This window comes from Paenibacillus dokdonensis (assembly GCF_004916975.1).
Classification (GTDB): Bacteria; Bacillota; Bacilli; order Paenibacillales; family Paenibacillaceae; genus Paenibacillus_AQ; species Paenibacillus_AQ dokdonensis.
The window spans coordinates 3,678,169-3,703,788 of the sequence record NZ_STGQ01000001.1 but is presented as its reverse complement, the minus strand read 5'-3'; the positions used below and the strand labels follow the sequence as shown (position 1 = coordinate 3,703,788).

General features: G+C 50.4%; 20 protein-coding genes. 19 read left to right on the top strand and 1 reads right to left on the bottom strand.

All coding sequences use genetic code 11. From position 1 onward, the window contains the following. Positions 1-184 precede the first annotated feature (184 nt). The 7 genes from E6W40_RS17165 to E6W40_RS17135 all read left to right on the top strand — a co-directional run bounded on the left by E6W40_RS17165 (position 185) and on the right by E6W40_RS17135 (position 5,412). Complete coding sequence (locus E6W40_RS17165) at positions 185-556, top strand: hypothetical protein (RefSeq protein WP_136606567.1); 372 nt, start codon at positions 185-187, stop codon at positions 554-556. A gap of 57 nt (positions 557-613) precedes the next feature. Next, a complete protein-coding gene (locus E6W40_RS17160; protein ID WP_136607050.1) occupies positions 614-817 on the top strand; it encodes a YfhD family protein in 204 nt (67 codons plus the stop codon). A 146-nt stretch (positions 818-963) separates the two neighbouring features. Then, positions 964-1,935 (top strand): 50S ribosomal protein L11 methyltransferase, encoded by a 972-nt coding sequence (gene prmA, locus E6W40_RS17155; RefSeq protein WP_136606566.1) that lies wholly within the window; start codon positions 964-966, stop codon positions 1,933-1,935. Then, positions 1,936-2,616 carry a site-2 protease family protein gene (locus tag E6W40_RS17150; RefSeq protein ID WP_136606565.1) on the top strand — a complete coding sequence of 227 codons (681 nt, stop codon included), beginning with the start codon at positions 1,936-1,938 and terminating at the stop codon, positions 2,614-2,616. 95 nt (positions 2,617-2,711) lie between these two features. Continuing rightward, on the top strand, positions 2,712-3,476 hold the full coding sequence (locus tag E6W40_RS17145) for a 16S rRNA (uracil(1498)-N(3))-methyltransferase (protein ID WP_136606564.1): 765 nt from the start codon (positions 2,712-2,714) through the stop codon (positions 3,474-3,476). Between the two features lie 2 nt (positions 3,477-3,478). After that, entirely contained in the window at positions 3,479-4,819 is a 1,341-nt protein-coding gene (gene mtaB / locus E6W40_RS17140) for a tRNA (N(6)-L-threonylcarbamoyladenosine(37)-C(2))-methylthiotransferase MtaB (RefSeq protein WP_136606563.1), read from the top strand. Positions 4,820-4,977: 158 nt separating this feature from the next. Continuing rightward, the gene (locus tag E6W40_RS17135; RefSeq protein WP_211147051.1) at positions 4,978-5,412 is read left to right on the top strand and encodes an NUDIX hydrolase; all 435 of its coding nucleotides are present in this window, start codon (positions 4,978-4,980) and stop codon (positions 5,410-5,412) included. 18 nt (positions 5,413-5,430) lie between these two features. Here E6W40_RS17135 and E6W40_RS17130 read toward each other — a convergent pair whose 3' ends face one another. Further along, a complete protein-coding gene (locus E6W40_RS17130; protein ID WP_136606561.1) occupies positions 5,431-6,405 on the bottom strand; it encodes a Na/Pi cotransporter family protein in 975 nt (324 codons plus the stop codon). 180 nt (positions 6,406-6,585) lie between these two features. Between E6W40_RS17130 and E6W40_RS17125 the strand changes: the two genes are divergently transcribed. From E6W40_RS17125 to E6W40_RS17070, 12 genes are all read left to right on the top strand, one after another. Further along, positions 6,586-7,959, top strand: coding sequence for a class I SAM-dependent rRNA methyltransferase (locus tag E6W40_RS17125; protein WP_136607049.1), 1,374 nt, complete (start codon positions 6,586-6,588; stop codon positions 7,957-7,959). Between the two features lie 285 nt (positions 7,960-8,244). After that, positions 8,245-11,757, top strand: a complete 3,513-nt coding sequence (addB, locus tag E6W40_RS17120) for a helicase-exonuclease AddAB subunit AddB (protein WP_136606560.1) — start codon at positions 8,245-8,247, stop codon at positions 11,755-11,757. Further along, positions 11,754-15,818, top strand: a complete 4,065-nt coding sequence (addA, locus tag E6W40_RS17115) for a helicase-exonuclease AddAB subunit AddA (protein ID WP_136606559.1) — start codon at positions 11,754-11,756, stop codon at positions 15,816-15,818. The genes addB and addA overlap by 4 nt, the downstream gene beginning before the upstream one ends. 66 nt (positions 15,819-15,884) lie before the next feature. Continuing rightward, a complete protein-coding gene (locus tag E6W40_RS17110) occupies positions 15,885-17,063 on the top strand; it encodes an exonuclease SbcCD subunit D (RefSeq protein WP_136606558.1) in 1,179 nt (392 codons plus the stop codon). Then, positions 17,060-20,473 carry an AAA family ATPase gene (locus tag E6W40_RS17105; protein WP_136606557.1) on the top strand — a complete coding sequence of 1,138 codons (3,414 nt, stop codon included), beginning with the start codon at positions 17,060-17,062 and terminating at the stop codon, positions 20,471-20,473. The genes E6W40_RS17110 and E6W40_RS17105 overlap by 4 nt, the downstream gene beginning before the upstream one ends. Before the next feature lie 259 nt (positions 20,474-20,732). Continuing rightward, a complete protein-coding gene (locus tag E6W40_RS17100) occupies positions 20,733-21,095 on the top strand; it encodes a hypothetical protein (RefSeq protein WP_136606556.1) in 363 nt (120 codons plus the stop codon). Between the two features lie 160 nt (positions 21,096-21,255). Beyond that, the gene (locus tag E6W40_RS17095) at positions 21,256-21,615 is read left to right on the top strand and encodes a histidine triad nucleotide-binding protein (protein WP_136606555.1); all 360 of its coding nucleotides are present in this window, start codon (positions 21,256-21,258) and stop codon (positions 21,613-21,615) included. 140 nt (positions 21,616-21,755) lie between these two features. Further along, the gene (rpsU, locus tag E6W40_RS17090) at positions 21,756-21,929 is read left to right on the top strand and encodes a 30S ribosomal protein S21 (protein ID WP_036712328.1); all 174 of its coding nucleotides are present in this window, start codon (positions 21,756-21,758) and stop codon (positions 21,927-21,929) included. A gap of 16 nt (positions 21,930-21,945) precedes the next feature. Continuing rightward, positions 21,946-22,389 (top strand): GatB/YqeY domain-containing protein, encoded by a 444-nt coding sequence (locus tag E6W40_RS17085; protein WP_136606554.1) that lies wholly within the window; start codon positions 21,946-21,948, stop codon positions 22,387-22,389. A gap of 183 nt (positions 22,390-22,572) precedes the next feature. Beyond that, on the top strand, positions 22,573-23,871 hold the full coding sequence (locus E6W40_RS17080) for an NfeD family protein (protein ID WP_246073092.1): 1,299 nt from the start codon (positions 22,573-22,575) through the stop codon (positions 23,869-23,871). A gap of 98 nt (positions 23,872-23,969) precedes the next feature. Next, positions 23,970-24,971, top strand: a complete 1,002-nt coding sequence (floA, locus tag E6W40_RS17075; RefSeq protein WP_136606553.1) for a flotillin-like protein FloA — start codon at positions 23,970-23,972, stop codon at positions 24,969-24,971. Between the two features lie 14 nt (positions 24,972-24,985). Next, positions 24,986-25,573, top strand: coding sequence for a hypothetical protein (locus tag E6W40_RS17070; RefSeq protein WP_136606552.1), 588 nt, complete (start codon positions 24,986-24,988; stop codon positions 25,571-25,573). Positions 25,574-25,620 lie beyond the last annotated feature (47 nt).

Sequence of the window (25,620 nt, the reverse complement as noted above, 5' to 3'; positions counted from 1 at the left end):
TACATGAAGCCGGCCTATAAGGTCGGCTTTTTTTGTTTTTTATTTTCAAGTAAATGTTTCAAGTTCACTTCAAAGCGCATATTCATTTCAGCTTCAGCAGAACCTAATCCTATGGCGAATGCAGGCCTACGAACCATTACGTAAGGGTATGCAACCAGACTCTTTATACAAGCAGGTGAACATGTTGAGTGAAAAAAATATTCTTGCCTACTTCAAAAGTCCGGAGGAGGCCGAAAGTGCGGCCAGGAAGCTGCAGGTCTTGCGCGTGGCCGACATGTCGATAGACCGCTTCAGCCGTTATCCCGGAACCGGCATGTATGGAGCCGTAAAGCCCTTTGCCGGAGATATGGTCAGCCTGTCAGCGGCAATTTATGGAACCTCGCTAAGCGGTGAGTCTTCCGCGATCCTGGCTGCTGCCGACCCGTCATCGAGCGGCATGAGCGATGGAGGCCAAGGGGGACCGACGGGAAGGGATATATTGCTGACGGTAGTCGTTGACGAAGATTCCTTTGACAAGGCTATGAGGATCGTTGAAGATGCGGGCGGCATGGTTTAACGGCGGAATAAACGTAAGGCAAACATGCTGCTACAAAATCGGAAGAGGGTGCTGGATATGGCAAGCCGTGATAAAAAGGGACGTATTATGAGTAAGACGGAAAAGATCAAGAAGCTTATGTCCATGAAAAATGAGGACGTGGAATTCTCCGGTGTTTTGGCTGACCACGAGGATGTGGAAGCTTTACGGCGCAGTGAAGCCGCCGATGAGCGTCAGCTGCGCCAGATGGATGACGACAGCTGGAATGTAATGGAGCCCTAATCCCAAGAAATGGTCATGATGATTGAAACCGCGAAGCCTAACGGCCAATGCGGTTTTTTTTGTTATCGGTTAAAATTTTGTACTCAGCTGCCTATGTATAGTACAATAAAACCTATGCACAAGGTTGAGGAGGAAGATGAAAAACGATGTTATGGCATGAATTAACAATACATACCACGGAGGAAGCCGTGGAGATGATTTCCAACTTTCTGCATGAAGCAGGGGCAGGCGGGGTATCAATAGAGGAATCCGGCACTTTGAATAAGAAGCGCGATACGACATACGGTGAGCTGTATGATCTGCCGCTGAATGATATACCCGAAGGGCATGCTGATATCAAAGGATATTTTTCCGAAGAGTCTCCTATAGAGGACATTCTTGAAGAAGTAAAGCATAGAATCGAAGAGCTGCGCGATTTCCAGATCGATCCGGGTGAGGTCCGCTTTGAATTCAGAACGGTTAATGAGGATGACTGGGCTACGGCTTGGAAGCAGTATTTTAAACCGCTTCGAGTTTCTGAAAGCTTGACCATCAAGCCGACGTGGGAAGAATATACACCGGAAAGCGAGTCTGAAAAGATTATTGAAATTGATCCGGGTATGGCCTTCGGTACAGGAACCCATCCCACAACTTCGCTTTGTCTGCGTACGCTTGAGAAGGTGGTTAAGGGTGGCGAGGAAATTATTGATGTGGGAACGGGATCTGGAATTCTGGCGATCGGCGCTGTTTTGCTTGGAGCGAAGCATGTGCTTGCATTGGATCTTGATCCGGTGGCGGTAGCTATTGCCAAAGAAAACGTGATGCTGAACCAAATGGATCCGCAAATTACGGTGAAGGAAAGTGACTTGTTGTCTTTATTGGACGGCAGCAGCAATGTAGATCTAGGGATTACACTACCTGTTAAAATCGTAGTTGCCAATATTTTGGCTGAAGTTATATTGCTTTTCGTAGATGACGTATATCAGGCACTGGAGCCGGGTGGTGTGTACATCGCATCCGGTATTTATAAAAATAAAGAAGAAATCGTACAGCAGGCACTTGAGGATTCCGGTTTTGACATAGAGGATATTAACCGTGATGAGGACTGGGTCGCATTTGTAGCTAGAAAGAGGTCATAAATGGATTTTCTAAACAGAATACTCAGTGTTCCGCTGGAGCAGCTTCCATTCTACCTGGTGGTGTTGGTCGTTGCGTTCACGGTACATGAATTTTCGCATGCTTATTTTGCCAATAAATTCGGTGATCCGACGGCGAAGCTGTTGGGCCGGGTTACTTTGAATCCTGCGGTTCATTTTGACCTGCTGGGAATCATTTTGCTCCTGATTGCAGGCTTCGGCTGGGCAAGACCGGTTCCAGTCAACCGTGATAATTTCAAAAGTCCGCGGCTGATGGGGGTTGTTGTTTCTGCTGCCGGCCCGCTGAGCAACTTTTTCCTTGCGATTATCGGAACTTTTGTATATGCGCTTCTGATCAGTACCGGGGCTTTGGCCTCCATTCCCAATGCAAAGGTAATTGAGGCAATAGTCATCTTCTTCCAGTTGTTTGGAATGATGAACTTCTTTCTCTTTTTGTTTAATCTGATACCTCTGCCGCCTTTGGATGGTTATCGGATTCTGGAAGATTTGGTTCCGCGTCAGGTGAGAGCCAAACTGCAGCAGTTTGAGCAGTGGTCCGTTTTTATTTTCTTGCTGATTCTATTCATTCCTACGCTGCGCCAGTATACGATCACACCGATCTACAATCTGGCTTATAATTTGTATTTTCATTTCATGCAGGTCTTTATGCATATTTTGTCTTAGTCCGGGTTATGCATCTGTTAAACATGTACTGGTCATAGCCTAGGCAAATGTTGTATGATGAAGCTTGTGATTTTTAATATAGGAAGTTGATGAACATGCAGCGGTATTTCGTATCTCCAGAGCAATTTAAAGAGAGTACAGTAGATATTTCCGGTGAGGATGCACGTCATATCTCCAGGGTCATGCGCGGTAAGAACGGGGATAAGCTGATTGTCAGCGATGGTATTTCCCGTGAAGCGCTTGTTGAGATTACAGCCATTGATACGGGTGTGGTCACCGCAGCCGTCTTGGAACAGCTGGAAATGACACATGAGCCTGCCGTAAAGGTAACGGTTGCCCAAAGCTTGCCCAAAGGGGATAAGATGGAAACCGTCATTCAAAAATGCACTGAAATAGGCGCGATTTCTTTCGTTCCTTTTATCTCTGAGCGCACGATCGTTCAGTACGATGCCAAAAAGGAATCTAAACGTCTCGAACGATGGAACAAAATCGCCAAAGAAGCAGCTGAACAGAGCCACCGGAACACGGTTCCGGAAGTGACCCAGCCACTCACATGGAAGCAGCTTTTAGCAACGTTTAAAAACTATGATGCCGTTTATTTTTGCTATGAAAAGGAAGAGGGTCTGCAGCTGCGAGATGCGCTAAGACCATTCATGCAAGATTTGCCGACAGACCATGCGCCGGGTGTTCTGCTCCTTGTGGGTCCCGAAGGCGGATTCAGTGAAGAAGAATGCCGGCAGGCGGAGGAAGCTGGAGCCGCGAGCACAGGGCTCGGCAGGCGTATCCTGCGATGTGAAACAGCGGGGATGGTTGCCCTTGCATGCATACTTTATGAATCCGGAGAAATGGGGGGAGTTTGAAAATGCCATCCGTTGCATTTTATACATTGGGTTGCAAAGTTAATTTTTATGATACCGAAGCCATCTGGCAGTTGTTCAAAAAAGAAGGCTATGATCAGGTGGATTTCGAACAGACCGCAGATGTCTATTTGATTAATACATGTACCGTTACGAATACCGGTGACAAGAAAAGCCGGCAGATTATCCGCCGTGCTGTCCGCCGAAATCCGGAGGCGATTATTGCGGTTACCGGCTGCTATGCGCAGACATCCCCAGCCGAAATTATGGATATACCGGGTGTTGACCTCGTCATTGGTAACCAGGACCGCGATAAGATTATTCCGTTTGTGAATGAGATCCGGGAGAAACGTGAGCCCATTAACGCGGTACGCAACATTATGAAAAACCGTGTGTTTGAGGAAATGGATGTTCCTGATTTTGCGGATCGAACCCGTGCATTCCTGAAAATTCAGGACGGCTGCAACAATTTCTGTACGTTCTGCATTATCCCGTGGTCCCGCGGACTATCCCGCAGCCGTGAATCGAATAGCATTGTCACCCAGGCACACCAGCTTGTGGAGGCAGGTTATAAGGAAATCGTATTGACAGGTATCCACACCGGCGGTTATGGCGATGATCTCGACAACTACCGTTTATCGGATCTGCTCTGGGATTTGGACAAGGTGGACGGGCTGGAACGTATCCGTATCAGCTCTATCGAAGCCAGCCAGATTGATGGGAAAATGCTTGAAGTACTGAACCGCTCGTCTAAAATGTGCCGTCATCTGCATATTCCGCTGCAAGCAGGAGATGACACCGTTTTGAAACGGATGCGCCGTAAATATACGACCGAGGAGTTCTATGGCAAGATGCAGCTGATCCGTCAGGCCATGCCTGATGTGGGCATTACGACGGATGTTATTGTCGGCTTTCCAGGTGAAACCGATGAAATGTTCCGCAATGGCTACAACCTGATGAAGGCGATTAATTTTTCTGAAATGCATGTCTTCCCTTATTCCCAGCGGAATGGTACACCTGCTTCGCGGATGCAGGATCAGATTCCTGAAGAGATCAAGCATGCACGCGTACGTGAGCTGATCGAACTGTCGGAGCAAATGCAGCTGGCATATGCCAAGAATTTCGTGGGTCAGGTTCTGGACGTCATTCCAGAGGGTACATCGAAAGGAACTCACGGCCCAGGCAAAATGCATGGCTTCAGCGACAATTATTTGCAGCTCATTTTTGATGGTTCCGAAGATCTCCAGGGCCAAATCTGCCGCGTGAAATTGACCAAGGCGGGCGTGAATGAATGCGAAGGACAGCTTGTACGGGTTCTTGATGGAGCTTCCGGCGCGGCGGTTTAAATATAACTACTGGTTTATTTATAACTAAGGATATTGCATAAATGTAAACGAGCAGCTGAATCAAATTTTTGCATAATTCTGATCAAACAAGGATTTCATTTCCCGTGCAATCAAGGAGGTGAAATCCTTGTTGCAACTTGGAGTCACAAGGAGGAATCATCATGGCCAGAAAAGAGATATCCGCAGGTGGGGTTGTGTTCCGCAAAGTGGAAGACCGTCTTGAGGTGCAGTTGATCATGGACCGTTACGGCAAAATATCCCTCGCCAAAGGCAAGATGGAGCCTGGTGAGACAGTTGAAGAAACAGCGCTGCGTGAAATAGAAGAGGAAACGGGAATCGTCGGAGAGATCGTGGCTCCAGTGGATATTATAAAATATAAGTATATTAATCCGGTGCATGGCGAAGTGGATAAAGAGGTCCACTATTTTCTGGTTGAGGCCAAAAGTGGTTCGCTGCGTCCCCAGGTGGAGGAGATCAGCAGTGTTTCCTGGTACGATCCGATGGAAGCGTGGGTTAAGCAGGAGCAGGGCGGATATGACAACAATGATGTCATCGTCCGTAAGGCCCTGATCCAGCTTGATATTCACGTATAGCCCGGTCCGGTCGGGGCATTATGAGCGAAGGCGTATTTTTTTCCAAATCGGCAAATAGCAAAGCGGAAGCGCCAAGAGCGAAGAGATGATATTGAACAGGGTTTGGGCACGAGCGATCTGAGCACCGCTGTCTGATGACATCAAGGCGGCGATCCATTGCAGCTGTGGTATAAAAGGCATAAACAGCAGTGCACCGCCCACATTGAGCGCTACATGCGTCCAGGCGACAAATTTACCGGAAGGCGTACTGCCGATGGCCGCAATCAGGGCCGTTACACAGGTCCCTACATTGGCCCCGAGCACAATGCCGATCCCGATGCCTACCGGTAGCGTTCCGGCTGCAGATAGCGCAATGGCAAGGCCGATCACGGCAGCGCTGCTATGCATCAGCGCGGTCAGTGCTGCTCCAGCGGCAATGCCCCACCATACATTATGAGAGGCTTGTTCAATGAACCAGCCGAACAGACCTGCGTTTTCCAGTGCGGGGCTGATCATTTGCATGACCCGGATGCCGAGCATGACCATGGCAAAGCCTGCAGTGGCTAGTGCTATAAGCTGTATTGACTTATAGAGATGCGGTCCTTTGCGCAGGAGGAAAGGCTTGTATTCGTCAGCGATTACTGAAATGATCCACACGATGATGGAGACCCCTAGCAGAGGTAAAGCGATCTGACCGATTTGCAGTCCGATAAGTTCGGTGGTGATGCAGGTGCCGATATTGCTGCCTAGAATGATACCGAGCGTACGCTCATAGGTGAGCAGTCCGGCATTCACGAGGCCCATCGTCAGGACCGTAACAGCCGTGCTGCTTTGAAGTACCGCCGTAATGCCTGTGCTGAACAGCATTCCTTTAAGCGGTGAAGCGGTCGCTTTTTTCAGGAATGATGAGAGCAGAGGACCAGCCCAGCTGCCAAGAGCCGTTTCCATCACCTTCATACCGGCGAGGAAAATGATCAGCCCGTAGATAACGGGGAAAATAATAGTATTGAACATGGGAAAAGGTTCTCCTTTGACGGGTTCTTGTCCATTTATCATTTATATGTTGCTGTTTGGACAACCATGACTCGTAAAGGACCGGGTAGCGAAGTTGTAACGGTGTTATTGTACTTCGTTAAGCACCTGATTTAGATGTTGAGTATACAAGAAAATTGCATATAGGTGGGAGTGGATATGTTGGCATCTGTCATTCTTCAAAAAGGCCGTAAAAAAAGGCTGGAACAGGGACATCCCTGGATTTACAAAAATGAAATCGAGTCTGTAGAGGGCAACCCGCAGCCGGGAGATCTGGTTCAAGTCATGAACCATCAGGGACGTTATTTGGCAACAGGTTATTATAATCCGGCATCTCAGATTACAGTACGGGCGGTTTCCTACCGCGAAATAGAACAGATGGACCAGGCTTTTTTTGCTGAACGGTTCCTCAGCTGTCTCAAACACAGGGAACGATTCCTGCAGGATGCGAATGCGTATCGGCTTGTATACGGCGAGGCTGATTTTCTCCCGGGGTTGATCGTGGACCGGTTCGATGATGTGCTGGTCATTCAGCTGCTGACCATGGGCATGGATACCCGCCGCAAGGAAATTGTGGACGCACTTGTTGAAGTGATGAACCCGAGAGGCATCTATGAACGAAGCGATGTTCCGGTACGCGAGCTTGAAGGTCTGGAACAGACCAAGGGACCCGTATATGGGGAATGTCCGAGATATGTCACGGTCCAGGAGAATGGTCTTCATATCCGCGTAGACATTGAAGAAGGACAAAAGACCGGTTATTTCTTTGATCAGCGAGAGAATCGGGCTTCCATCGAGCCGCTGATGACAGGCTGGGGCGAACGCAGCGGCATCACGGTGCAGGAAATCGAGGAAGAGGGTCAAACGCTTAAACGTCCGGTGAATAAGAGCGGCAAGGTTGTCGAGTTTCCGTATTGGGACGGGGCAACGGTACTGGAGTGCTTTTCGCATACAGGAAGCTTTACGCTTCATGCTTGTAAATATGGTGCCAAAAAGGTGACTTGCCTGGATATCTCGCAGCATGCGATCGACAGCGCGCGGGAAAATGTGGAGCTGAACGGCTTTGGTGACCGTGTTGAGTTCGTGGTGGATGATGCCTTCCAATATCTTCGTTCCCAAGTCAAGGGTCTGGAGGAAAGACAGAAACGTTCCGCCAGTACATCCGATAAGGTGGATACCTCGCAAAAGATGACCGCAGGCGGCGGCAGAACCTGGGATGTGGTCATTTTGGACCCGCCAGCCTTTGCCAAGACCAAAAGCGCTGTGAAGGGTGCCTGCAGAGGATATAAAGATATTAACCTCCATGGCATGAAGCTGGTCAATGAAGGCGGATATCTGGTGACGGCAAGCTGCTCGTATCATATGCGTCCAGATCTGTTCCTCGAGACGATCCAGGAGGCTGCAGCTGATGCAGGCAAAATCCTGCGCTTGATCGAATGGCGCGCCGCAGGTAAGGACCATCCGCAGATTCTGGGCGTTGACGAAGGCCATTACCTGAAATTTGCAATCTTTGAAGTGAGAAGCAGAACGTTCTAATAGCCAGGTGGGGCAGTCACTAAAGGTTCTGAAAAAGGACCTTGGGGACTGTCCTTTTTACTTTTAGCTCACCCCAATCATTACCTTTAAACTCTATCAAAATATTAGTGGTAAAATAGTATGAGCTTTTTATATTGACAGAATAAGAGAAAGATCCATCCGGAAACAAACATATGTTCTAATAATTTATCGGTATGATATACTGGATCATATGTTTACAGTTGTTTACTGAACTAATATTCAATTCATTGATTTCATAGATTACATAATTTGAAGGAGGAGAACATGGCGGTTCATTTTCTTATCGGACGTTCGGGAAGCGGGAAAACGACAACTATACTTGAAGATATCTCTGCCAGGCTGGAGGCTGCGCCGCAGGGAAAACCCATGATATTGCTGGTTCCGGAGCAGGGATCGTTCCAGGCAGAACATGGGCTTGTCACGACAGGCCGGATTAAAGGCAGCGTAAGAGCCCAGGTGCTGAGCTTTCGCCGTCTGGCCTACCGCGTCATGCAGGAGACCGGCGGTGCTGCTCGCGTCGGCATCAGCGATGAGGGCAAAAAAATGCTCCTTTACAAAATTATTCAGCATCGCAAGGATGAGTTAAAGCTGTTCGGGGCCTCGGGCGAGCAGCTTGGCTTCGTTGGCCGTCTGGGAGATGTGTACACCGAAATGAAGCGGTACTGTATCGACTCCTCTGCGGTTAAGCAGGTGCTGGATCAGATGATTGCAACATCCGCAGCCACGCCGATCCTGCGCAGCAAGCTCGAAGATTTGTGGACAGTGTACAAGGATTTTGAGCAGGAAATGTCACCATTGTATATCGATGAGGAAGACAATTTAATCAGGTTGACCGAGGCAGTGAGAGATTCCAGCTATTTGCAGGGAGCGGATATTTGGATTGACGGTTTCCATGGGTTCACTCCCCAAGAGCTTCAGGTCGTAAACCAACTGATGCTTCATGCTGCGTCCGTTACTGTTTCACTCACGCTGGATAAGCCTTACGATGGTTTGCGGATGCCTCATGAGCTGGATTTGTTCCATCCGACAGCGACTACTTACATCAAGTTGAGAGGAATGGCGGAAGAACTCGGTATTGAAATAGACAACAAAGTACTCGCTCCATCTGTACCGCCGCGTTTTCAAGGGAGCCCTCAGCTTGCCCATCTGGAGCGGGGGTATGATCGGCGGCTGCGTTATCAAGCAGTAGAAACCGGATCAGCGGATGGTATCTCCATCCATTCTGCAGCGGGACGCCGAGCTGAAGTCGAAGGTGCTCTGCGGGAGATGCTGCGACTGGCGCGGGATGAAGGCGTCCGCTTCCGTGAGATGGCTGTTTTTGTCCGTAACCTCGGGGATTATGAGCATCTGGTTATGCCGCTGTTCCAGGATTATGGAATTCCGTTGTTCCTTGACCAGAAAAGGAGTGAGCTTCATCATCCGCTGGTTGAATTTTTGCGTGCCGCGCTGGATGTGATCCGGCGCTTTTGGAGGCATGAAGATGTGTTCCGCTGCGTGAAGAGCGATTTGCTTCTGCCGCTGGACGGTTCTTTGACGCCCGAGGATATGGACCGTCTGGAGAACTATGCTCTCGCAAGCGGCATACAGGGCTACCGCTGGACGGACGGACGCCCATGGAAGGGCATCCCGAGCCTTTCTCTGGAAGAGGGGGGGTCTCCGCAGCGGAAGACGGGCGAGGAGATGCTGGAGCTGATGGAACGCTGCCGGAATGCAGTTACCGGTCCTCTCTCGGTTTTTGATAAACGTATTAAACATGCCAAGACAGCCCGGGATATGAGTACGGCCGTTTTCGGGCTTCTTGAGGATGCAGGAATACCTCAACGGCTGGATTTATGGAGCCGAGATGCGCTGAAAAATGGCCGTCCAGAGGCGGCAAGGGAGCACCGGCAATTATGGGGCGAGGTCTTGACCCTGCTGGATCAGATTGTCGAAATGATGGGTACAGAGAAGATGACATTCGACTTGTTTGCCGGTATTTTTGAGACCGGTCTCAGTGAACTGAAGCTGGGTCTTGTGCCGCCTTCACTCGATCAGGTGCTTGTCGGAACGATGGATCGCACGCGTACGAGCGGAATCAAGCATGCGTTTTTGCTGGGCGTAAATGACGGTGTGATCCCGGCAGTATACCAGGAGGACGGTATTATTACTGAACAGGAGCGATCTGTGTTGGCGGATACAGGAATGGAGCTGGCTCCGGGAATTTCCCGAAAGCTGCTGGATGAACGCTTCCTGATCTACAACGCGCTCACGTCTGCGAGCCGGCATGTATGGATCAGCTATCCTTCCGCGGACGACGAAGGCAAGGAACTGCTGCCATCTGAAGTGGTACGGCATGTAGCAAGAATGTTCTCAGGTCTCAAGGAAGAGCCGCTGTCTGTGCAGCCAGGAGCGGATCAGAGTGCCCTGGAGCATAAAATATACATTGAGCATCCTCGCCAAACGCTCAGTCATCTCATTGTGCAGCTTAGAAGATGGAGACAGGGCGCCAAAATACCTGAGGTTTGGTGGAATGTTTACAACTGGTATTTACAGGATTCACAATGGCATGGTCCGCTTGATATGCTGCTGCGCTCACTGTTTTACCGAAACGATACGATGACGCTCCAAGAGGGTACCAGCCGCAGGCTCTATGGAAGCAAAATCCGAACAAGCGTGTCGCGCATGGAGAGATTCGTGGCATGTCCATTCTCGCATTTTGCATCCCATGGCTTGAAGTTGAAGGAACGTCAGCTGTACCGGCTGAAGGCGCCAGATATCGGGCAGCTTTTCCATGCCGCACTAAGCGAAATGGCGCTCAGACTGAAGGAACAGCATCGCAGTTGGGGAAGCTTGTCGGCAGAGGAATGCCGGAGGGAAGCGGAAATGACCGTGGAACGTCTGGCTCCCATGCTTCAAGGTGAGATATTGCTCAGCTCCAAAAGGTACGGATATATCTCACGCAAATTGAAAAATATCGTTGGAAGAGCATCTATCATATTAGGCGAACATGCGCGTCGCGGAAGCTTTGAACCGGTTGGGCTGGAGCTGGATTTTGGTCCTGGAAAGCCGCTGCCACCACTCACCTTTGAGCTGGAGAACGGTACAGTGATGGAGGTTGTCGGCCGGATTGACCGCGTGGATATGGCGCAGGGGGAAGACGGAATTTTGCTTCGCGTCATTGACTATAAGTCTGGGCAAAAGGATCTCAGACTTCATGAAGTGTATTACGGACTGGCGCTGCAAATGCTGACATATCTGGATGTGCTTCTAACTTACGCGGATGAGTGGCTGGGAAGCAAGGCTCTGCCGGCAGGCACGCTGTATTTTCATGTGCATGATCCGATATTGCAGTCCGCAAACGGCATGACGATGGATCAGGCTGCGGAAGAACTTCTCAAACGCTTCAAAATGAAGGGGCTGCTGATGGCCGACCGTGACGTCGTGTCCAAAATGGATACATCGCTCGACAAAGGACATTCATCGATCCTGCCGGTGGCGGTCAAATCGGATGGCAGCTTCTACAGCAGCGCATCGGTTGCAAGTCCGGAACAGTGGGATCATCTGCTTACCTCCGTTCGGAGCAGCATTGAGACGATCGGAACACGGATTACGGAAGGCGATGTGAAAATTGAGCCGTATCGTATCCAGCAGGAAACCGCCTGCACATTTTGCCCGTACAAGCCGGTATGCCAGTTTGACGAGGCGGTTGAGGGCAATCACTATCATCTGCTGGGCAAGCCGAATAAATCGCAGGTATGGGAACTGTTGTCCGAGAGCAAAGGAGGAGAAACATCATGACCCTAATACCTAAACCTGAAGGCAGCAAATGGAGCGATGACCAGTGGAAGGCCATTTTGGAAACCGGTGATCACATTCTCGTTGCCGCCGCTGCCGGATCGGGCAAGACCGCTGTGCTGGTGGAACGGATTATCCGCAAAATCATTGATACGGAGCAGGGGTTCAGCGTTGACCGTCTGCTCGTTGCGACATTTACAAAGGCTGCAGCAGCGGAAATGCGGGATCGTATCCGGGAAGCCTTGGACCAGGAGCTTGAAAAGGATCCGGAGAACGTTCATTTACGCCGTCAACTGTCACTGCTGGGACGAGCATCTATCACAACACTCCATTCCTTTTGCCTTGAAGTCATTCGGCGGTATTATCAGCTGATTCCCCTTGATCCGAATTTCCGAATTATTAATGAAAATGAAGCAGAGCTGCTGCGTCAGGAAATTCTGGAAGAGCTTTTTGAAGAGAAGTATGGAAGCGAAGGCGAGGGCAGCGACTTTATCCGACTGGTGGACTGGTTCAGCGGTGAGCGCACCGATGACGCCATGCATCTTCTGGTACAGAAGCTGTATGATTTCTCACGCAGTCATGCCTGGCCGGATCAATGGTTAAGGGATACGGCTTCAGCCTTTGTAGTTCCGGATACAGCGAGCCTTGGAAAAACTGCCTGGGTTCAGAGCATCCTTCAGGATGCCCGCCTTGCCCTTGCAGGTGCGGAAGGGCTTCTTAATCAAGCCCGCGGACTTGCGATGGCTCCGGGCGGGCCAGGGGCATATGTGGATAATCTAAACGCGGACCTTGATATGATTCATACGCTGCAGGATGCCATGAAGCATCGACCTTGGGAAGAGCTTTATGAGGTCTTTCAAGGGATAGCTTTCGGCAAGTTAAAGAGCGTTCGCAAGGACGAGACGGACCCGCAGCTTCAGGAACGTGTCAAGGAGCTGCGCGAAGCCGTCAAAAAAACAGCCGCTGATTTGCGCGGTGCCTTGTTTGGCCGTTCCTCCGAAGCTTTTCTGACAGAACTGAATGAAGCGGCTCCATTGATGAAGGAGCTGGCTGAGCTTGTAATCCAGTTCGGAGAACGCTATGAGCTCGAAAAGCGGAAAAGAGGAGCGGTGGATTTCAGTGACTTGGAGCATTACTGCCTCCGGATTCTGCTGCACACCGATTCGACACCGGAAAATCCGATGCCATCCGATGCGGCAATGGAATACCGTGAACAGTTTGACGAGGTGCTGCTGGATGAATACCAGGATACGAACAGTGTTCAGGAAACGATCGTAAATCTCATCTCCAGGGACCTGCCTGGCAACAGGTTTATGGTTGGGGACGTGAAGCAGAGTATATACCGGTTCCGCTTGGCAGAGCCGGGGCTTTTTCTGGATAAATACCGCAGATATGACAGCGGTGGCGGCAGCGGGATCCGCATCGACCTGGCGCGGAATTTCCGCAGCCGGATGGAAGTGGTGAATGCGGTCAATGTGATTTTCCGCCAGATCATGAACGAAACGGTGGCTGAGATCAGCTATGATCAACGTGCTGAGCTTGTATATGGTGCTTCGTTCCCGGCTGTAGAGCAGATGCGTGAGAGTACTGGCACGAATCCATATGAACCCGAGCTTCTTCTGATCGACCGTGCCGGCAAGGGAGCATCTGCAGATGAAGAGCCTCAGGATGGAGACGGCGAAGGTCTCATGCAGGAAAGCGAAATCATGGAGATGGAAACGGCACAGATCGAGGCGAGAGCCATTGCCAAAAAAATCAGGAATATGATGGGGGATACCGCTGCAAGGCCGCTGCTAGTATTTGACAAAGTTCTTAAAGAAATGCGGCCGGTGCAGTACGGTGATATGGTTATTCTTTTGCGATCAGCCTATATCTGGGGGCCGCTCATCATGGAGGAGCTGAAGCAGCTTGGTATTCCTGCGTATGGTGACCAGAGCCGCGGTTATTTCCAGGCGACAGAAGTGGAAATTATGCTGTCTCTCCTGCAAATCATCGACAATCCGCAGCAGGATATACCATTGGCAGGTGTGCTGCGTTCACCGATTGTCGGTTTGACGGAAGAAGAGTTGGCGCAAATCCGATTAGCTCAGAACGGCTCCTTTTACGATGCGTTAATAGCATCAGTGCAGCTGGGAGAAAGCCCGGCCGAAAGCAAAGTGATGGAGGAAATGGAAAAGGCGGGAGCTGAAGCGGCTGCGACCTTGGAAATGACCTTTCATGATCTAGCGGATGGTCATAAGAACGTTGACTTAGCCAAAGTTTCTGTATCAGACACAGTTGAAGGCATCCCTTCAAAACTGAAGTACAAGATCGCTGGTTTTGTACAGCAGTTGCAAAACTGGCGCAATGTATCCCGTCAAGAGAGCCTTGGTGACTTCATATGGCGGATTTATCGGGAGACTGGCTATCTTGACTGGGTCGGGGGATTGCCGGGCGGTGCCGAACGCCAGAATAACTTGAAGGCTTTGCACGACCGTGCCGTCCAGTACGAACAGACGACAGCCTCCAGAGGACTTTTTCGCTTTCTAACCTTCGTATCACGGCTTCGTGACCGGGGCGGTGATCTTGGCGGGGGAGGCAGCACGGAGCATAAAGACAATGCTGTCCGGATTATGACGATTCATAAAAGCAAAGGGCTTGAATTCCCTGTTGTATTTTTGGCAGGGATGTCCAAGACTTTCAACCAGCAGGATCTGAATGCTTCGTTCCTGATGCATAAGGAACTGGGATTCGGTCCTAAATTTGTGGACGAAGAGAAGCGTGTAAGCTTCCCTACACTTCCGAATCTTGCGATCCGGCGCAGATCACAGCTGGAGTTGTTGGCAGAGGAAATGAGGGTTCTCTACGTGGGACTGACGCGTCCCAAGGAAAAACTGTTTCTGGTTGGTACCGTCAAGGATTTGAATAAAAAGGTATCATCCTGGGCACAGGTCCAGGATGAATCTGAATATATGCTTCCTGATTACATGCTGGCCAGAGGCCGGAGCTACATCGACTGGGTCGGACCTGCATTAATCCGCCATCAGGGGGCTGCGAAGCTGCGGGAGATGATGGATCTTGGTGCAGCAGTTTCTCCGGTTCTTTCTTCTGATCCGTCCGTATGGAGAGTGTCGGTATTACCCGCGGATGAGCTTACCTTGGCCAAACTCGGTGGCTGGGAGGAAGAAGAAGAGTCTACTCCTGAAAGGAAGAACCGGCTGGAGGCTTTAATGAAGAGGCGGCGTATAGATGCGGAGGATGGAACCGATATGCTTGAAGAATCTGAGATCGCAACCCGCCTGACCTGGCAATATCCGTATGCGGCAGCTGCAAGACTGGCAGCCAAAACCTCCGTGTCCGAAATGAAGAAACTCCTGACTTTGCAGGATCAGCCATCCGAAAATTGGATTGAGGACGAGAAGCTGCGCAGGGAATTAACGGATATCAATAGGAATTCTTCCTTTACGCTCCCGCTGCAGCGTCCGAAGTTCATGGAGCAGAACGCATTGACACCTACGGAGCGCGGCACCGTGTATCATACGTTGATGCAGCATATCCCGTTGGGGCAGGGCAAAATTGATGCTGCAGCTGTTGCGGAAACGGTGCATCGTTTGCTGGAACGCGAGCTCCTAACCCGTGAGCAGGCGGATATTATCGAGCCTGAGGAAGTCGGCATGTTCTTCAGAACTGATGTTGGAGAAAGGCTGCAGGCAGCTGAATGGATTTCCCGTGAAATGCCTTTCAGCTACGGCCTGACCGCAGAGGAAGCCCATAGAGGGCTGTTCTCGGGGCAACCAGGTCTGATAGAGGAAAACCCTGATCTGTTCGAGATATCGTTATTACAAGGGGAAACAGTGCTGATACAGGGCGTGGTCGATTGTCTGTTTCGTCAGGAAGGCAAACTGGTGCTAGTTGATTACAAGACGGATAGAGTATTGGAACATAAGGGCGGGATAAATGCCCTTGCCGAACAATATATATTTCAGCTGGACCTGTATGCGAGGGCGCTGAAAGATATTTTGCATGAAGAGATTAGCGAGAAATGGCTTTACTTCTTTGATGGAGGGCATGCCGTCCGCTTGTGATGATAAGAGTGCTTGGCTTATGCAATCGTATTTTTAGCTTACACATGGGAAAGGGGAGAGTGCGGCATGCGGATACTGCACACCGGAGACTGGCATTTTGGAAAAACGCTTGAAGGCCGCAGCAGGCTGAGAGAGCAGGAGGATTTTGTGGACGAGCTCGTCCGGATCGCCAATGAGCAACAGGCGGATCTTATTATGATGGCAGGAGACGTGTATGACTCCGTTAATCCCCCTGCGGCTGCGGAGCAGCTCTTTTATGAGGCATGCGCAAGATTAACGGAGAACGGCCGGCCGCTTGTCGTTATCTCGGGCAATCATGATCAACCCGAACGTGTCTCATCGGTCTCACCGCTGGTTGCCAGGCAGGGAATTACTCTGATCGGGCTTCCGGTCGCGGAGTCGATAACGGTGGGAACTTCACGCACGGGAGAAATAGCCAAGATCGCTGCGCTTCCCTATCCTTCCGAATCACGGCTTAATGAGCTTTTGTCTGCCGAGGGCAAGGAAGATGAGCTGCGGAGGGCTTACAGCGCCCGTGTAGGCATGCTGATGGGCAAGCTTGCCCGGGAGTTCACACCGAAAACGGTCAATCTGGCGATGAGCCATATTTATGTCCTTGGAGGCGTAGAAAGCGACTCGGAACGTCCGATCCAGGTCGGTGGTGCTTACACGGTTGATCCATCAGCATTGTCCGTTGGAGCGCAGTATACAGCTCTTGGTCACCTCCATCGTCCGCAGGCGGTTAAAGGCGACGGTATCATCCGGTACAGCGGCTCTCCGCTAGCTTACAGCTTCTCGGAAGCCGGACAGGCTAAATCGGTCATGATGCTGGATATTGCACCAGGTGGTGTGCCGTTGACGGAAGAAGTCTATCTGTCGAGTGGACGTCCACTGGTGCGCTGGAAGGCGAAAGGTGGGCTGGAAGAGGTGTATCACTGGCTGGATGAGGGAAGGGATACTGAGGCCTTTATTGATCTTGAAGTATCTCTCACCGAATCGATGTCCATTGGCGAGATACAGCGCCTGCGCAAAAGCCGGGATGGATTTGTGCATATCCGTCCGATTTATCCGGAGATGGAGCAGGCCGAACAGCAATATGAGCGATCGGGGCTTCCTGTTTCAGAGCTATTCCGCAGATTCTATCAGCGTCAGAGCGGCGGCGCTGTACCGGAAGATGAACTGGTGCAGCTGTTTCTCGAGCTCGTGGAAGAAGATGCACGGGTTAAGGAGGGTGACGACGAATGAAGCCGATTACGCTTAAACTTTCCGGTCTGCAAAGCTACAGGGAAATGCAGCAGATTGATTTCGAGGATTTATGCGATATGGGGCTGTTCGGTATTTTCGGGCCAACGGGCAGCGGCAAATCCACATTGCTGGATGCCATGACGCTTGCTTTGTACGGCAAGGTCGAACGGGCCGTTAACGGGACACAGGGGATTATGAATCATTCTGAAGATACCCTGTTCGTCTCCTTCTGCTTCGAGTTGACTTCTGCCGAAGGCAAGCACCGCTATCGTGTCGAGCGAAGATTCAAGCGTACGAGCGAGCTGTCTGTCAGCAATACAGTCAGTCGCTTTATCGAGGTTACCGATGAAGGCGAGAATGTTCTTGCCGACAAACTGGCCGAGGTAACGCGCTGTGTAGAGGATAAGATTGGGCTGAAAATGGATGATTTTACGCGTGCCGTTGTGCTGCCACAGGGTAAGTTTGCCGAATTCCTCTCCCTCAAAGGCAGTGAACGCAGACAAATGCTGCAGCGGCTGTTCCATCTGGAACAGTATGGAGACCAGTTAGGAATCAAGCTCAGCCGGCGGGTTAAGGAAAACGCCGGGGCATTAAAGGCTGTGGAAGCAGAGCAGCAGGGGCTTGGCGAAGCAGGACAAGAAGCCCTCAAAATGACGGAAAAGCAGCTCCATGACGCCGCACTTCACGCGGAAGTCATCCGCACCAAGCTTCAAGCTCTAACCCTGGAAGCAGAAGAGAAGGGGAAAATCCGTGAGCGGCAGCTGGAAAAGAACCGGAAGCAGGTTCAGCTTGATCAGCTGCTGGCTTCGGAAAACGAAATGCTTCATCTGGAGAAAAGGTTAGAGAATTCTGCGGCTTCGTCTACGATCCTTCCTTCTCTGATGTTATGGAGAGAAAACGGGCAGGAACGTAAGCTTAAAGAGTCGGAAAAGGAAGTGCTACAGACTGCTGCTTCACACGCGGAAAAGGCAGCGGCTGATGCCTCTGCATCCGATGATGCGGCGCAGGGAGCCTTGACTGCCGGTGAGCCCAAGCTGCTGCAGCGCCAGGAACAGCTGGAGCAGGCAGTTCTGCTGCAAAAGGAAAGAGATGGGATCAAAGCTCTCTATGAGGAGCTTGGTTCCCAGCAGAAGGAAGCCGCCGGCAGGATGAATGAGCTTCAGCAGTCACTCGACAAGGAACAGGAGCTTCTGAGCCGGGGAGCCCAAAAGCAGTCGGAGCTTCAGGAAAAGTTAAACGGATTGGAAATTACATCGAAAGAGCGCGATATGCTGCAAAAAGCTCTCCAGCTCCGCCAGATGCTTCGTTCCGCCGAAGAGGGTAAGTCAAAGGCACAGAGAGAGTTTGAACAGCAGCAGGAAAAGCTCGCATCAGCTCAAAAGAAGCATGAGCAGAGCGTAAGTGAACATCACCGGCTGCAGGATCAGGAAAAGCAGCTTACCTTCAAAGTATCTGCTTGTCTTACACATACAGAGGTACAGGCAAAGCTGGCTGAACAGGCACTTTTGAGCCTGGAGAAGGACGAGCAGCAGCTTCGAGAAGAACTGAAGCTGCAGCAGCTCCAGAGCTTGTCGCTTGCTCTCGCTGCAGAGCTGCACGAAGGACAGCCATGCCCGGTATGCGGTTCATTGGAGCATCCGGTTCCTGCCCATTTGGGAGCAGGCGAATCAGGTATACATGAAGATATGATTCGGCAGCTGCAGGGATATAGAGCCCGGCTGCAGGATATTAAATATGCATCGCGTCAGATGTTTCATGAGTGTTCCAGCCTATGTGAGGGAGGGACTGCAACCTCAGCTGACGCCATGGTGCTAGAACATACGGCTGCAAGCGCAGAACCGATGGAGGCGTCTAAAGCTGATGCTTTCTCTACGGCTATTTGGGAGGAGCGGACCAGGAGCCTTGAGTCTGCCCAACGTGAATTTTCAGGCGAGCTTGCGAATCTGAAAAGCGAATCATTAGAGCTGAGGGAGAAACGTGAATCCCTGCGGCAGCAGGCCATCAAACATGCCGCTGAAACAGAAGCAGGCAGCAGTGTGTTGGAACAGCTGAAAAGCAGACTTGCGCAGTTGGCGGAGGAAGTGGCGCAGCTGCAAGGAAAATGGGCTGAGGAGCTGCCAGAGCTTCTGCTGGAAGAGGTAGAGACGCGGTGGTCGCAAATGCAGCAGAAAGACCATGAAGCGGAAGATGTGAAGGAACGGCTGCGCCGGAGCATTCCTTTTCTCGATGAAAAGAAGAATGCGGTCCAGTCCATAGAACGGAGCCTGATGGAGTCAGAAAAACATTTGATTCAGCTGGATACACAGCTTCGTGGCAAGCAGGAGCTCCTGAAAGAAAAACAGGAACGGCTGTATGCCTGGATCGGTGACAATCGGGCGGAGGCACTGCTTGAAGCCTGCGCGCTGGAGCTGAAAGCATTGCGAGAGTCTGCCGCTAAGGCAAAACAGCTCAAGCTGTCTGCGGATCAGGCTAATCATGAGAGTGCAAAGGCATATGCAATGGCTTGTCAAGCTGCAGAGTCGGCTGCAGCCCATTATGAAGCTGCGGGCAAGCGATGGGAGAAGCTGCTGTCAGCTTCACCGTTTGCCAATGAAGCTGAGGTGGAAGCTGCGAATATTCAGCCGCAGGAGGCTGAGCAGCTTGCTGCCAGGGTGCGGGAGCATCGTGAGAGAGAAAGGGATCTCCGTGCAGCGATCAGGCATTTCGAAGAGCAGCTGCTTGGCAGCTCGCTGACGGAAGAGCACTGGCTGCATGTGACACAGGAATTGGCTACTTTCCGCCAAGCCGATGAGGAGGCTCTGCAGGCCAAAGCGCGTGCAGAACGTGATTTGGAGGATATTAAAAAGCGACATGTTCGCTGGACGGAGCTCGAGAAGCTGCGCCTTTTGCGGCAGCAGGAAGCGGAGAAGCTTGCCAAGCTGCAATCCTGTCTGCGCGGTAATGCTTTTGTCGAATACATTGCGGAAGAACAGCTGATGCAGGTCAGTCAGTCTGCTTCCCAACGTCTGAGATTCCTGACCAAGCAGCGTTATGCCCTCGAAGTAGATTCAGGCGGAGGCTTTTTAATCAGGGACGACGCCAATGGAGGGGTTCGCAGACCGGTGTCCACGTTGTCCGGAGGAGAGACCTTCCTTACCTCTCTCTCGTTGGCCCTCGCCTTGTCCGCACAGATACAGCTTCGCGGACAGTATCCGCTGCAGTTCTTTTTCCTGGATGAGGGTTTTGGTACGCTTGATCCTGATTTGCTTGAGACCGTCATAACATCCTTGGAAAAGCTGCATAACGATCACCTGTCGGTTGGCGTTATCAGTCACGTTCCGGAGCTTCGTGCCCGTCTTCCGCGTAAGCTGGTGGTCTTGCCGGCTGACCAGGCAGGCGGAGGTTCGAAAATTACTGTGGAAGAAATGTAATGTGATGTAATTCACAGTTACAGCTGCAAGCGGCTGTTATAATACAGTCAAGCCGACATTCTATCATGAAGCACCCCGGCGGACGTATGGCAGGGATAACTACTCCTTAACATACGTCCGTGCGCAGCGAAGCTGATTTCAGCGGAGAGGGTGCTTCTTTTTTTTGTTGATTTCCGTTTTTTTTGCTGAAGATGAGTAGCCATTCGCCCAGTTCTGAATATGATGATCGTGTAAATTGCAGACTGGGGAGGATTACGGAATGGAGAAGTTTGAGGCCAAGGAAGTTTGTAAAAAACATATGTACCGTTATGTCAGAGCTACCATGTCGGATGGAAGCGCCCATGATGGCTTTGTTGAACATGTTGATGAAGAAAATGTTTATCTGGCGGTGCCGGTAGGTCATGAAAACATGCCATATGATCATGGAAATGTCAGCCCGTATCATCACGGCGGCTGCTGGGATCCATGTTATCGATATCCTGCACAGGACACCCGGGCGTTCTTTCCATACGGGTATGGTTTTGGGTTCCCCTATGGGGGTTTTCCATACAGACGGCGCTTTAACAGGCTGGTTCTGCCGCTTGTAGGCTTGACTGCGCTTTCACTGCTGCCTTTCTATTAATGCCGATATTTGCACATACAGAGGCCCAACATCCGGTAAAAAGTAAGGACTTTCCCTTTGGAAGGTCCTTTTTTTGAGATGAAAATTGGACGTGTTCCCCCAGAATCCGGTATGATAATTGTATTGGAAGAACAATATTACATATTGGAGGCGACAAAATATGGACTGTCTCTTTTGCAAAATCTCCGAGGGCAGCATTCCTTCACAAAAGGTGTTTGAAAATGAAAGAATCCTGGTGTTCAAGGATATTCAGCCTGCGGCACCTGTGCATGTGCTGATTATTCCCAAAAAACATATTGCTTCCATGAACGAAGTGGAAGAGCAGGATCTGGCACTGATTGCGGAAATGCATCAAGTTGCCCAGCAGGTAGCGAAGGATCTTGGAGTGGAAGATTCCGGTTATCGTCTTATTAATAACTGCGGACCGGACAGCGGACAAGCTGTGCATCATATCCATTATCACCTGCTTGGAGGGGCCAAATTAGGCGCTCTGACAGGCATTTCGGATTCGCATGCTTAGATAATTTATCCAAAAATTTATAGGTGCTTTCTGAAAAAATAGGCATCAAGGTTGACACCCTATTTCTCTTTCACCTATAATTAAATTTGATGAACCGTGTTATTGCTCTTGGACGGTCTGGTCGGAGGGAGGGAAAACTGGTGTCTGAAACTAAAGTTCGCAAAAACGAGTCTATTGATGCTGCACTTCGCCGCTTTAAGCGCTCCATCGCAAAGGATGGTGTATTGGCTGAGGTGAAGAAACGCAAGCATTATGAGAAGCCAAGCGTGAAGCGCAAGAAAAAGTCCGAGGCTGCTCGTAAGAGAAAGTTTTAGGAGGAACTGAACTAACATGAATCTTAGCGAACGATTGAACGAAGATATGATACAAGCGATGAAGAGCAGGGAGAAATTCAGGCTCTCCACTATTCGAATGGTTCGTTCAACGATCAAGAATCTTGAAATAGATTTGAAAAGAACTTTGGATGACAACGAAGTGCTTGATATCCTCAGTCGTGAAATTAAACAGCGCAAAGATGCCCTCCAAGAATTTAAAAAAGCGGATCGTGACGATCTTGCGTCAAATGTCGAAGCAGAAATTGAGATTATCGGTCAGTATCTTCCCGAACAGCTTTCCGAAGAAGAAATAAAAGTTATTGTACAGCAGACCATCCAGGAAACCGGTGCTTCTTCGAAAGCGGACATGGGGAAAGTGATGAGTGCGCTGATGCCGAAAGTCAAAGGACGCTCTGACGGAAAACTTGTGAACCAAGTGGTTCAGCAATTTCTGCAATAAAACATAATGTGAAACACCCCTTTTTAAGGGGTGTTTTTTCATTTTTCTGAAACGGTAAGCCATTTATTGCGTAATATCAATCATATGCTGGACAATATATTATAATCATGTGGAAAGGAGGGAAAGACATTGAATTTATCCAGATGTACCAAAAGGCTGGCCACGTGGTTTGTTCTTCTTTTACTGGTTGGCTGCACGGCAGCTGCAATACCGGGTATGGCAATAGCAGAAACGGCAAAAACGGGACCGGTATATATTATTCCGGTGGATCAGAAAATCGAGACGGGACTTGGGAAGTTTATGAAACGCGGATTTAAGGAAGCCGCGAAAATGAATGCTGAACTCATCATCTTGGAAGTCAATACGCCGGGCGGCCTGGTCAATACGGCACAGGATATTGGCAAAATGATTCGTGAGAGCAAGATAACAACTGTTGCTTACATACGCGGCAATGCCGCCTCTGCCGGGAGCTACATCGCACTGAATGCCGATAAAATTGCCATGTCACCGGGCAGCATGATTGGCGCAGCCGCCATGGTGGATAGTACAGGCAAACGTGTGGATGATCCCAAGCTTGTAGCGGCTTGGAAATCCGAAATGGCATCCGCTGCCGAATCCAGTGGAAGAAACGGAAGCATAGCGGAAGGCATGGCAGATATTAATGCTGTTGTCGATATGCCGGAAATTGGAGTGAAGAAAGAGAAAGGCGAAATAATCGCATTATCAAGTGAACAGGCACTCAAGGTTGGATATGCTGACACCATCGCATCGTCACCTGAGGATGTTGTATCCTGGATGGGATATTCAACGGATGATATGTTTCTCGTGCAGCATACAGGCTCAGAGAAAGTAGCTTCATTTTTAACGAATCCAATCGTGATGACCATCTTGCTGTTTCTCGGTATTGCCGGCATTGTCATTGAACTGATTGTTCCCGGATTCGGTGTGCCGGGAATTATTGGAGTGGCTGCATTTGTACTGTATTTCTTCGGCAATTATGTAGCCGGCTTTGCAGGCAATGAGACCTGGCTGCTATTTATCGTAGGTCTTATACTCATGATTTTGGAAATGTTTGTCCCAAGCTTCGGAATTCTGGGGATTTTAGGCGCCATCAGCCTGATAGCTGGAGTCGTTCGTGCAGCATATGACACAAGCCATGCAATGCTGTCGCTGGGTATCGCCTTTGCGGCTGCGGTCGTAGTTATTGTGATCGTGGCCATCCTGTTCAAGGAGCGGGGGATATGGAATCGGTTTATTCTCAGTGAGTCCCTCACGAAGGAGCAGGGATATGTCCCTACGGCATCCAAGGATGCGCTGCTTGGCCGGGAGGGTGTTAGTGTAACACCGCTGCGGCCTGCAGGGACGGCGCTCATCGACGATGAACGCATTGATGTGGTGACGGATGGAGAATTTATCCCACGCGATACAGCGTTGGTGGTTGTCCATGTCGAAGGTGCGAGGGTTGTCGTCAAACCCAAATAAATCCTGTTCTTTTACCCTGAATCGTGTAACATGGTAACTATAGGACATCACGGAAAGAATCATAGATAATCATAAAAAAATATTGGAGGATTGCATTTATGACGAGTGCTTCGTTGATCTCGATTTTGCTCATTGCCGTTGTGGTTATTATTGTGCTGAGCGTATTCTTCAGCTTCTTCCCGCTCACACTCTGGATTTCCGCATTGGCGGCGGGCGTACGCATCAGCATTATTACCCTGGTAGCCATGAGGCTCCGCCGTGTTACACCAAGCCGGATCGTGAACCCACTGATCAAGGCAACCAAAGCAGGACTTGGACTCAATATCAACCAGCTGGAAAGCCATTATCTGGCCGGTGGTAACGTAGACCGTGTCGTTAATGCCCTGATCGCGGCTCAACGTGCCGATATTCCACTGGAATTCACACGTGCGGCTGCTATTGATCTGGCAGGCCGCGATGTACTGCAGGCCGTTCAAATGAGCGTTAATCCGCGTGTCATTGAGACGCCTGTTGTGGCAGCCGTCGCGAAGAACGGTATCGAAGTAAAGGTTAAGGCCCGTGTTACGGTTAGAGCGAATATCGACCGTCTCGTCGGTGGTGCAGGTGAGGAAACGATCATTGCCCGTGTAGGCGAAGGTATCGTTACCACGGTCGGCTCGAGTGACTCGCACAAGGATGTGCTGGAAAATCCGGACCGGATTTCGCGTACTGTCTTGTCTAAAGGTCTGGATGCGGGTACCGCATTTGAAATTCTGTCCATTGATATCGCAGATGTGGATGTAGGTAAGAACATCGGTGCTTATCTTCAAACAGAGCAGGCGGAGGCGGACAAACGGATTGCCCAGGCTAAAGCCGAGGAACGCCGCGCAATGGCGGTAGCTCAAGAGCAGGAGATGAAGGCGCGCGTAGTGGAAATGAGAGCACGTGTAGTCGAATCCGAATCCGAGGTTCCTCTTGCGATGGCGGAAGCACTTCGTACAGGCAAGATTGGCGTGATGGACTACATGAATTTGAAAAATATCGAAGCGGACACCCAGATGAGAGGCTCGCTTGGCAAAATGGGCGAGGGAGACCAAAACGGTCCTCAAAATAATAAGTAGGGAATGATGCATCCATGTGGATCTTGGAAAATTTCTATTGGATCCTGATTGTCGGATTTGCGGTCATCTCCGCCCTGAGCAAGCGCGGCAAATCAAAGCCCAGGCAAAACCCGCGGGGAATGCCCACCTTCGGCGGCGGAAGCGGTATGGAGCGCAGAACCCATTCTGCCGGTACCGAAGCTCCCAGAGGCCGTGATGATGTGAGAACGCCTGATTCTGAGGACGACTGGGATCAACGGGGAAGTGCATCATATCCACAGGGCTGGAGTACAAAGGAATCCAGGCATAAGCAGAGATCCTATGATTATCAAGGCGATGGACCCGATTATGATACAGGCGAGGGTGTGTCCGGGATGTGGGAAGACGACAAACCAGAAACGCTCGAGGATTACAAAAACGAAATGGAGCAGCATTTGGAACGGGTAAGCGCGTCGCTGGACCGAATTGAGAAAACGGCGACGGGATCACCTTCCAATCATACTCATGTTGTGGAAAATTCGAAGCCTGTATCACCCCTTGCGAAGCAAGCCATAAACGGTTTGATCTGGTCCGAAATTCTGGGGCCGCCACGATCGAAGCGGCCATACGGCGGCCGTAAATGAGGCTGTGATCCATTACGATTTTCATATGTGGCAAATGAACCTTTTCT

Bases quoted from the DNA above. Each gene is read 5' to 3' on its own strand.
- E6W40_RS17110 (WP_136606558.1), top strand. From the start codon at position 15,885: ATGCGGATACTGCACACCGGAGACTGGCATTTTGGAAAAACGCTTGAA.
- addB (WP_136606560.1), top strand. From the start codon at position 8,245: ATGGCGGTTCATTTTCTTATCGGACGTTCGGGAAGCGGGAAAACGACA.
- mtaB (WP_136606563.1), top strand. From the start codon at position 3,479: ATGCCATCCGTTGCATTTTATACATTGGGTTGCAAAGTTAATTTTTAT.
- prmA (WP_136606566.1), top strand. From the start codon at position 964: ATGTTATGGCATGAATTAACAATACATACCACGGAGGAAGCCGTGGAG.
- E6W40_RS17095 (WP_136606555.1), top strand. From the start codon at position 21,256: ATGGACTGTCTCTTTTGCAAAATCTCCGAGGGCAGCATTCCTTCACAA.
- floA (WP_136606553.1), top strand. From the start codon at position 23,970: ATGACGAGTGCTTCGTTGATCTCGATTTTGCTCATTGCCGTTGTGGTT.
- addA (WP_136606559.1), top strand. From the start codon at position 11,754: ATGACCCTAATACCTAAACCTGAAGGCAGCAAATGGAGCGATGACCAG.
- E6W40_RS17085 (WP_136606554.1), top strand. From the start codon at position 21,946: ATGAATCTTAGCGAACGATTGAACGAAGATATGATACAAGCGATGAAG.
- E6W40_RS17105 (WP_136606557.1), top strand. From the start codon at position 17,060: ATGAAGCCGATTACGCTTAAACTTTCCGGTCTGCAAAGCTACAGGGAA.
- E6W40_RS17130 (WP_136606561.1), bottom strand. From the start codon at position 6,405: ATGTTCAATACTATTATTTTCCCCGTTATCTACGGGCTGATCATTTTC.
- E6W40_RS17160 (WP_136607050.1), top strand. From the start codon at position 614: ATGGCAAGCCGTGATAAAAAGGGACGTATTATGAGTAAGACGGAAAAG.
- E6W40_RS17100 (WP_136606556.1), top strand. From the start codon at position 20,733: ATGGAGAAGTTTGAGGCCAAGGAAGTTTGTAAAAAACATATGTACCGT.
- E6W40_RS17145 (WP_136606564.1), top strand. From the start codon at position 2,712: ATGCAGCGGTATTTCGTATCTCCAGAGCAATTTAAAGAGAGTACAGTA.
- E6W40_RS17150 (WP_136606565.1), top strand. From the start codon at position 1,936: ATGGATTTTCTAAACAGAATACTCAGTGTTCCGCTGGAGCAGCTTCCA.
- E6W40_RS17070 (WP_136606552.1), top strand. From the start codon at position 24,986: ATGTGGATCTTGGAAAATTTCTATTGGATCCTGATTGTCGGATTTGCG.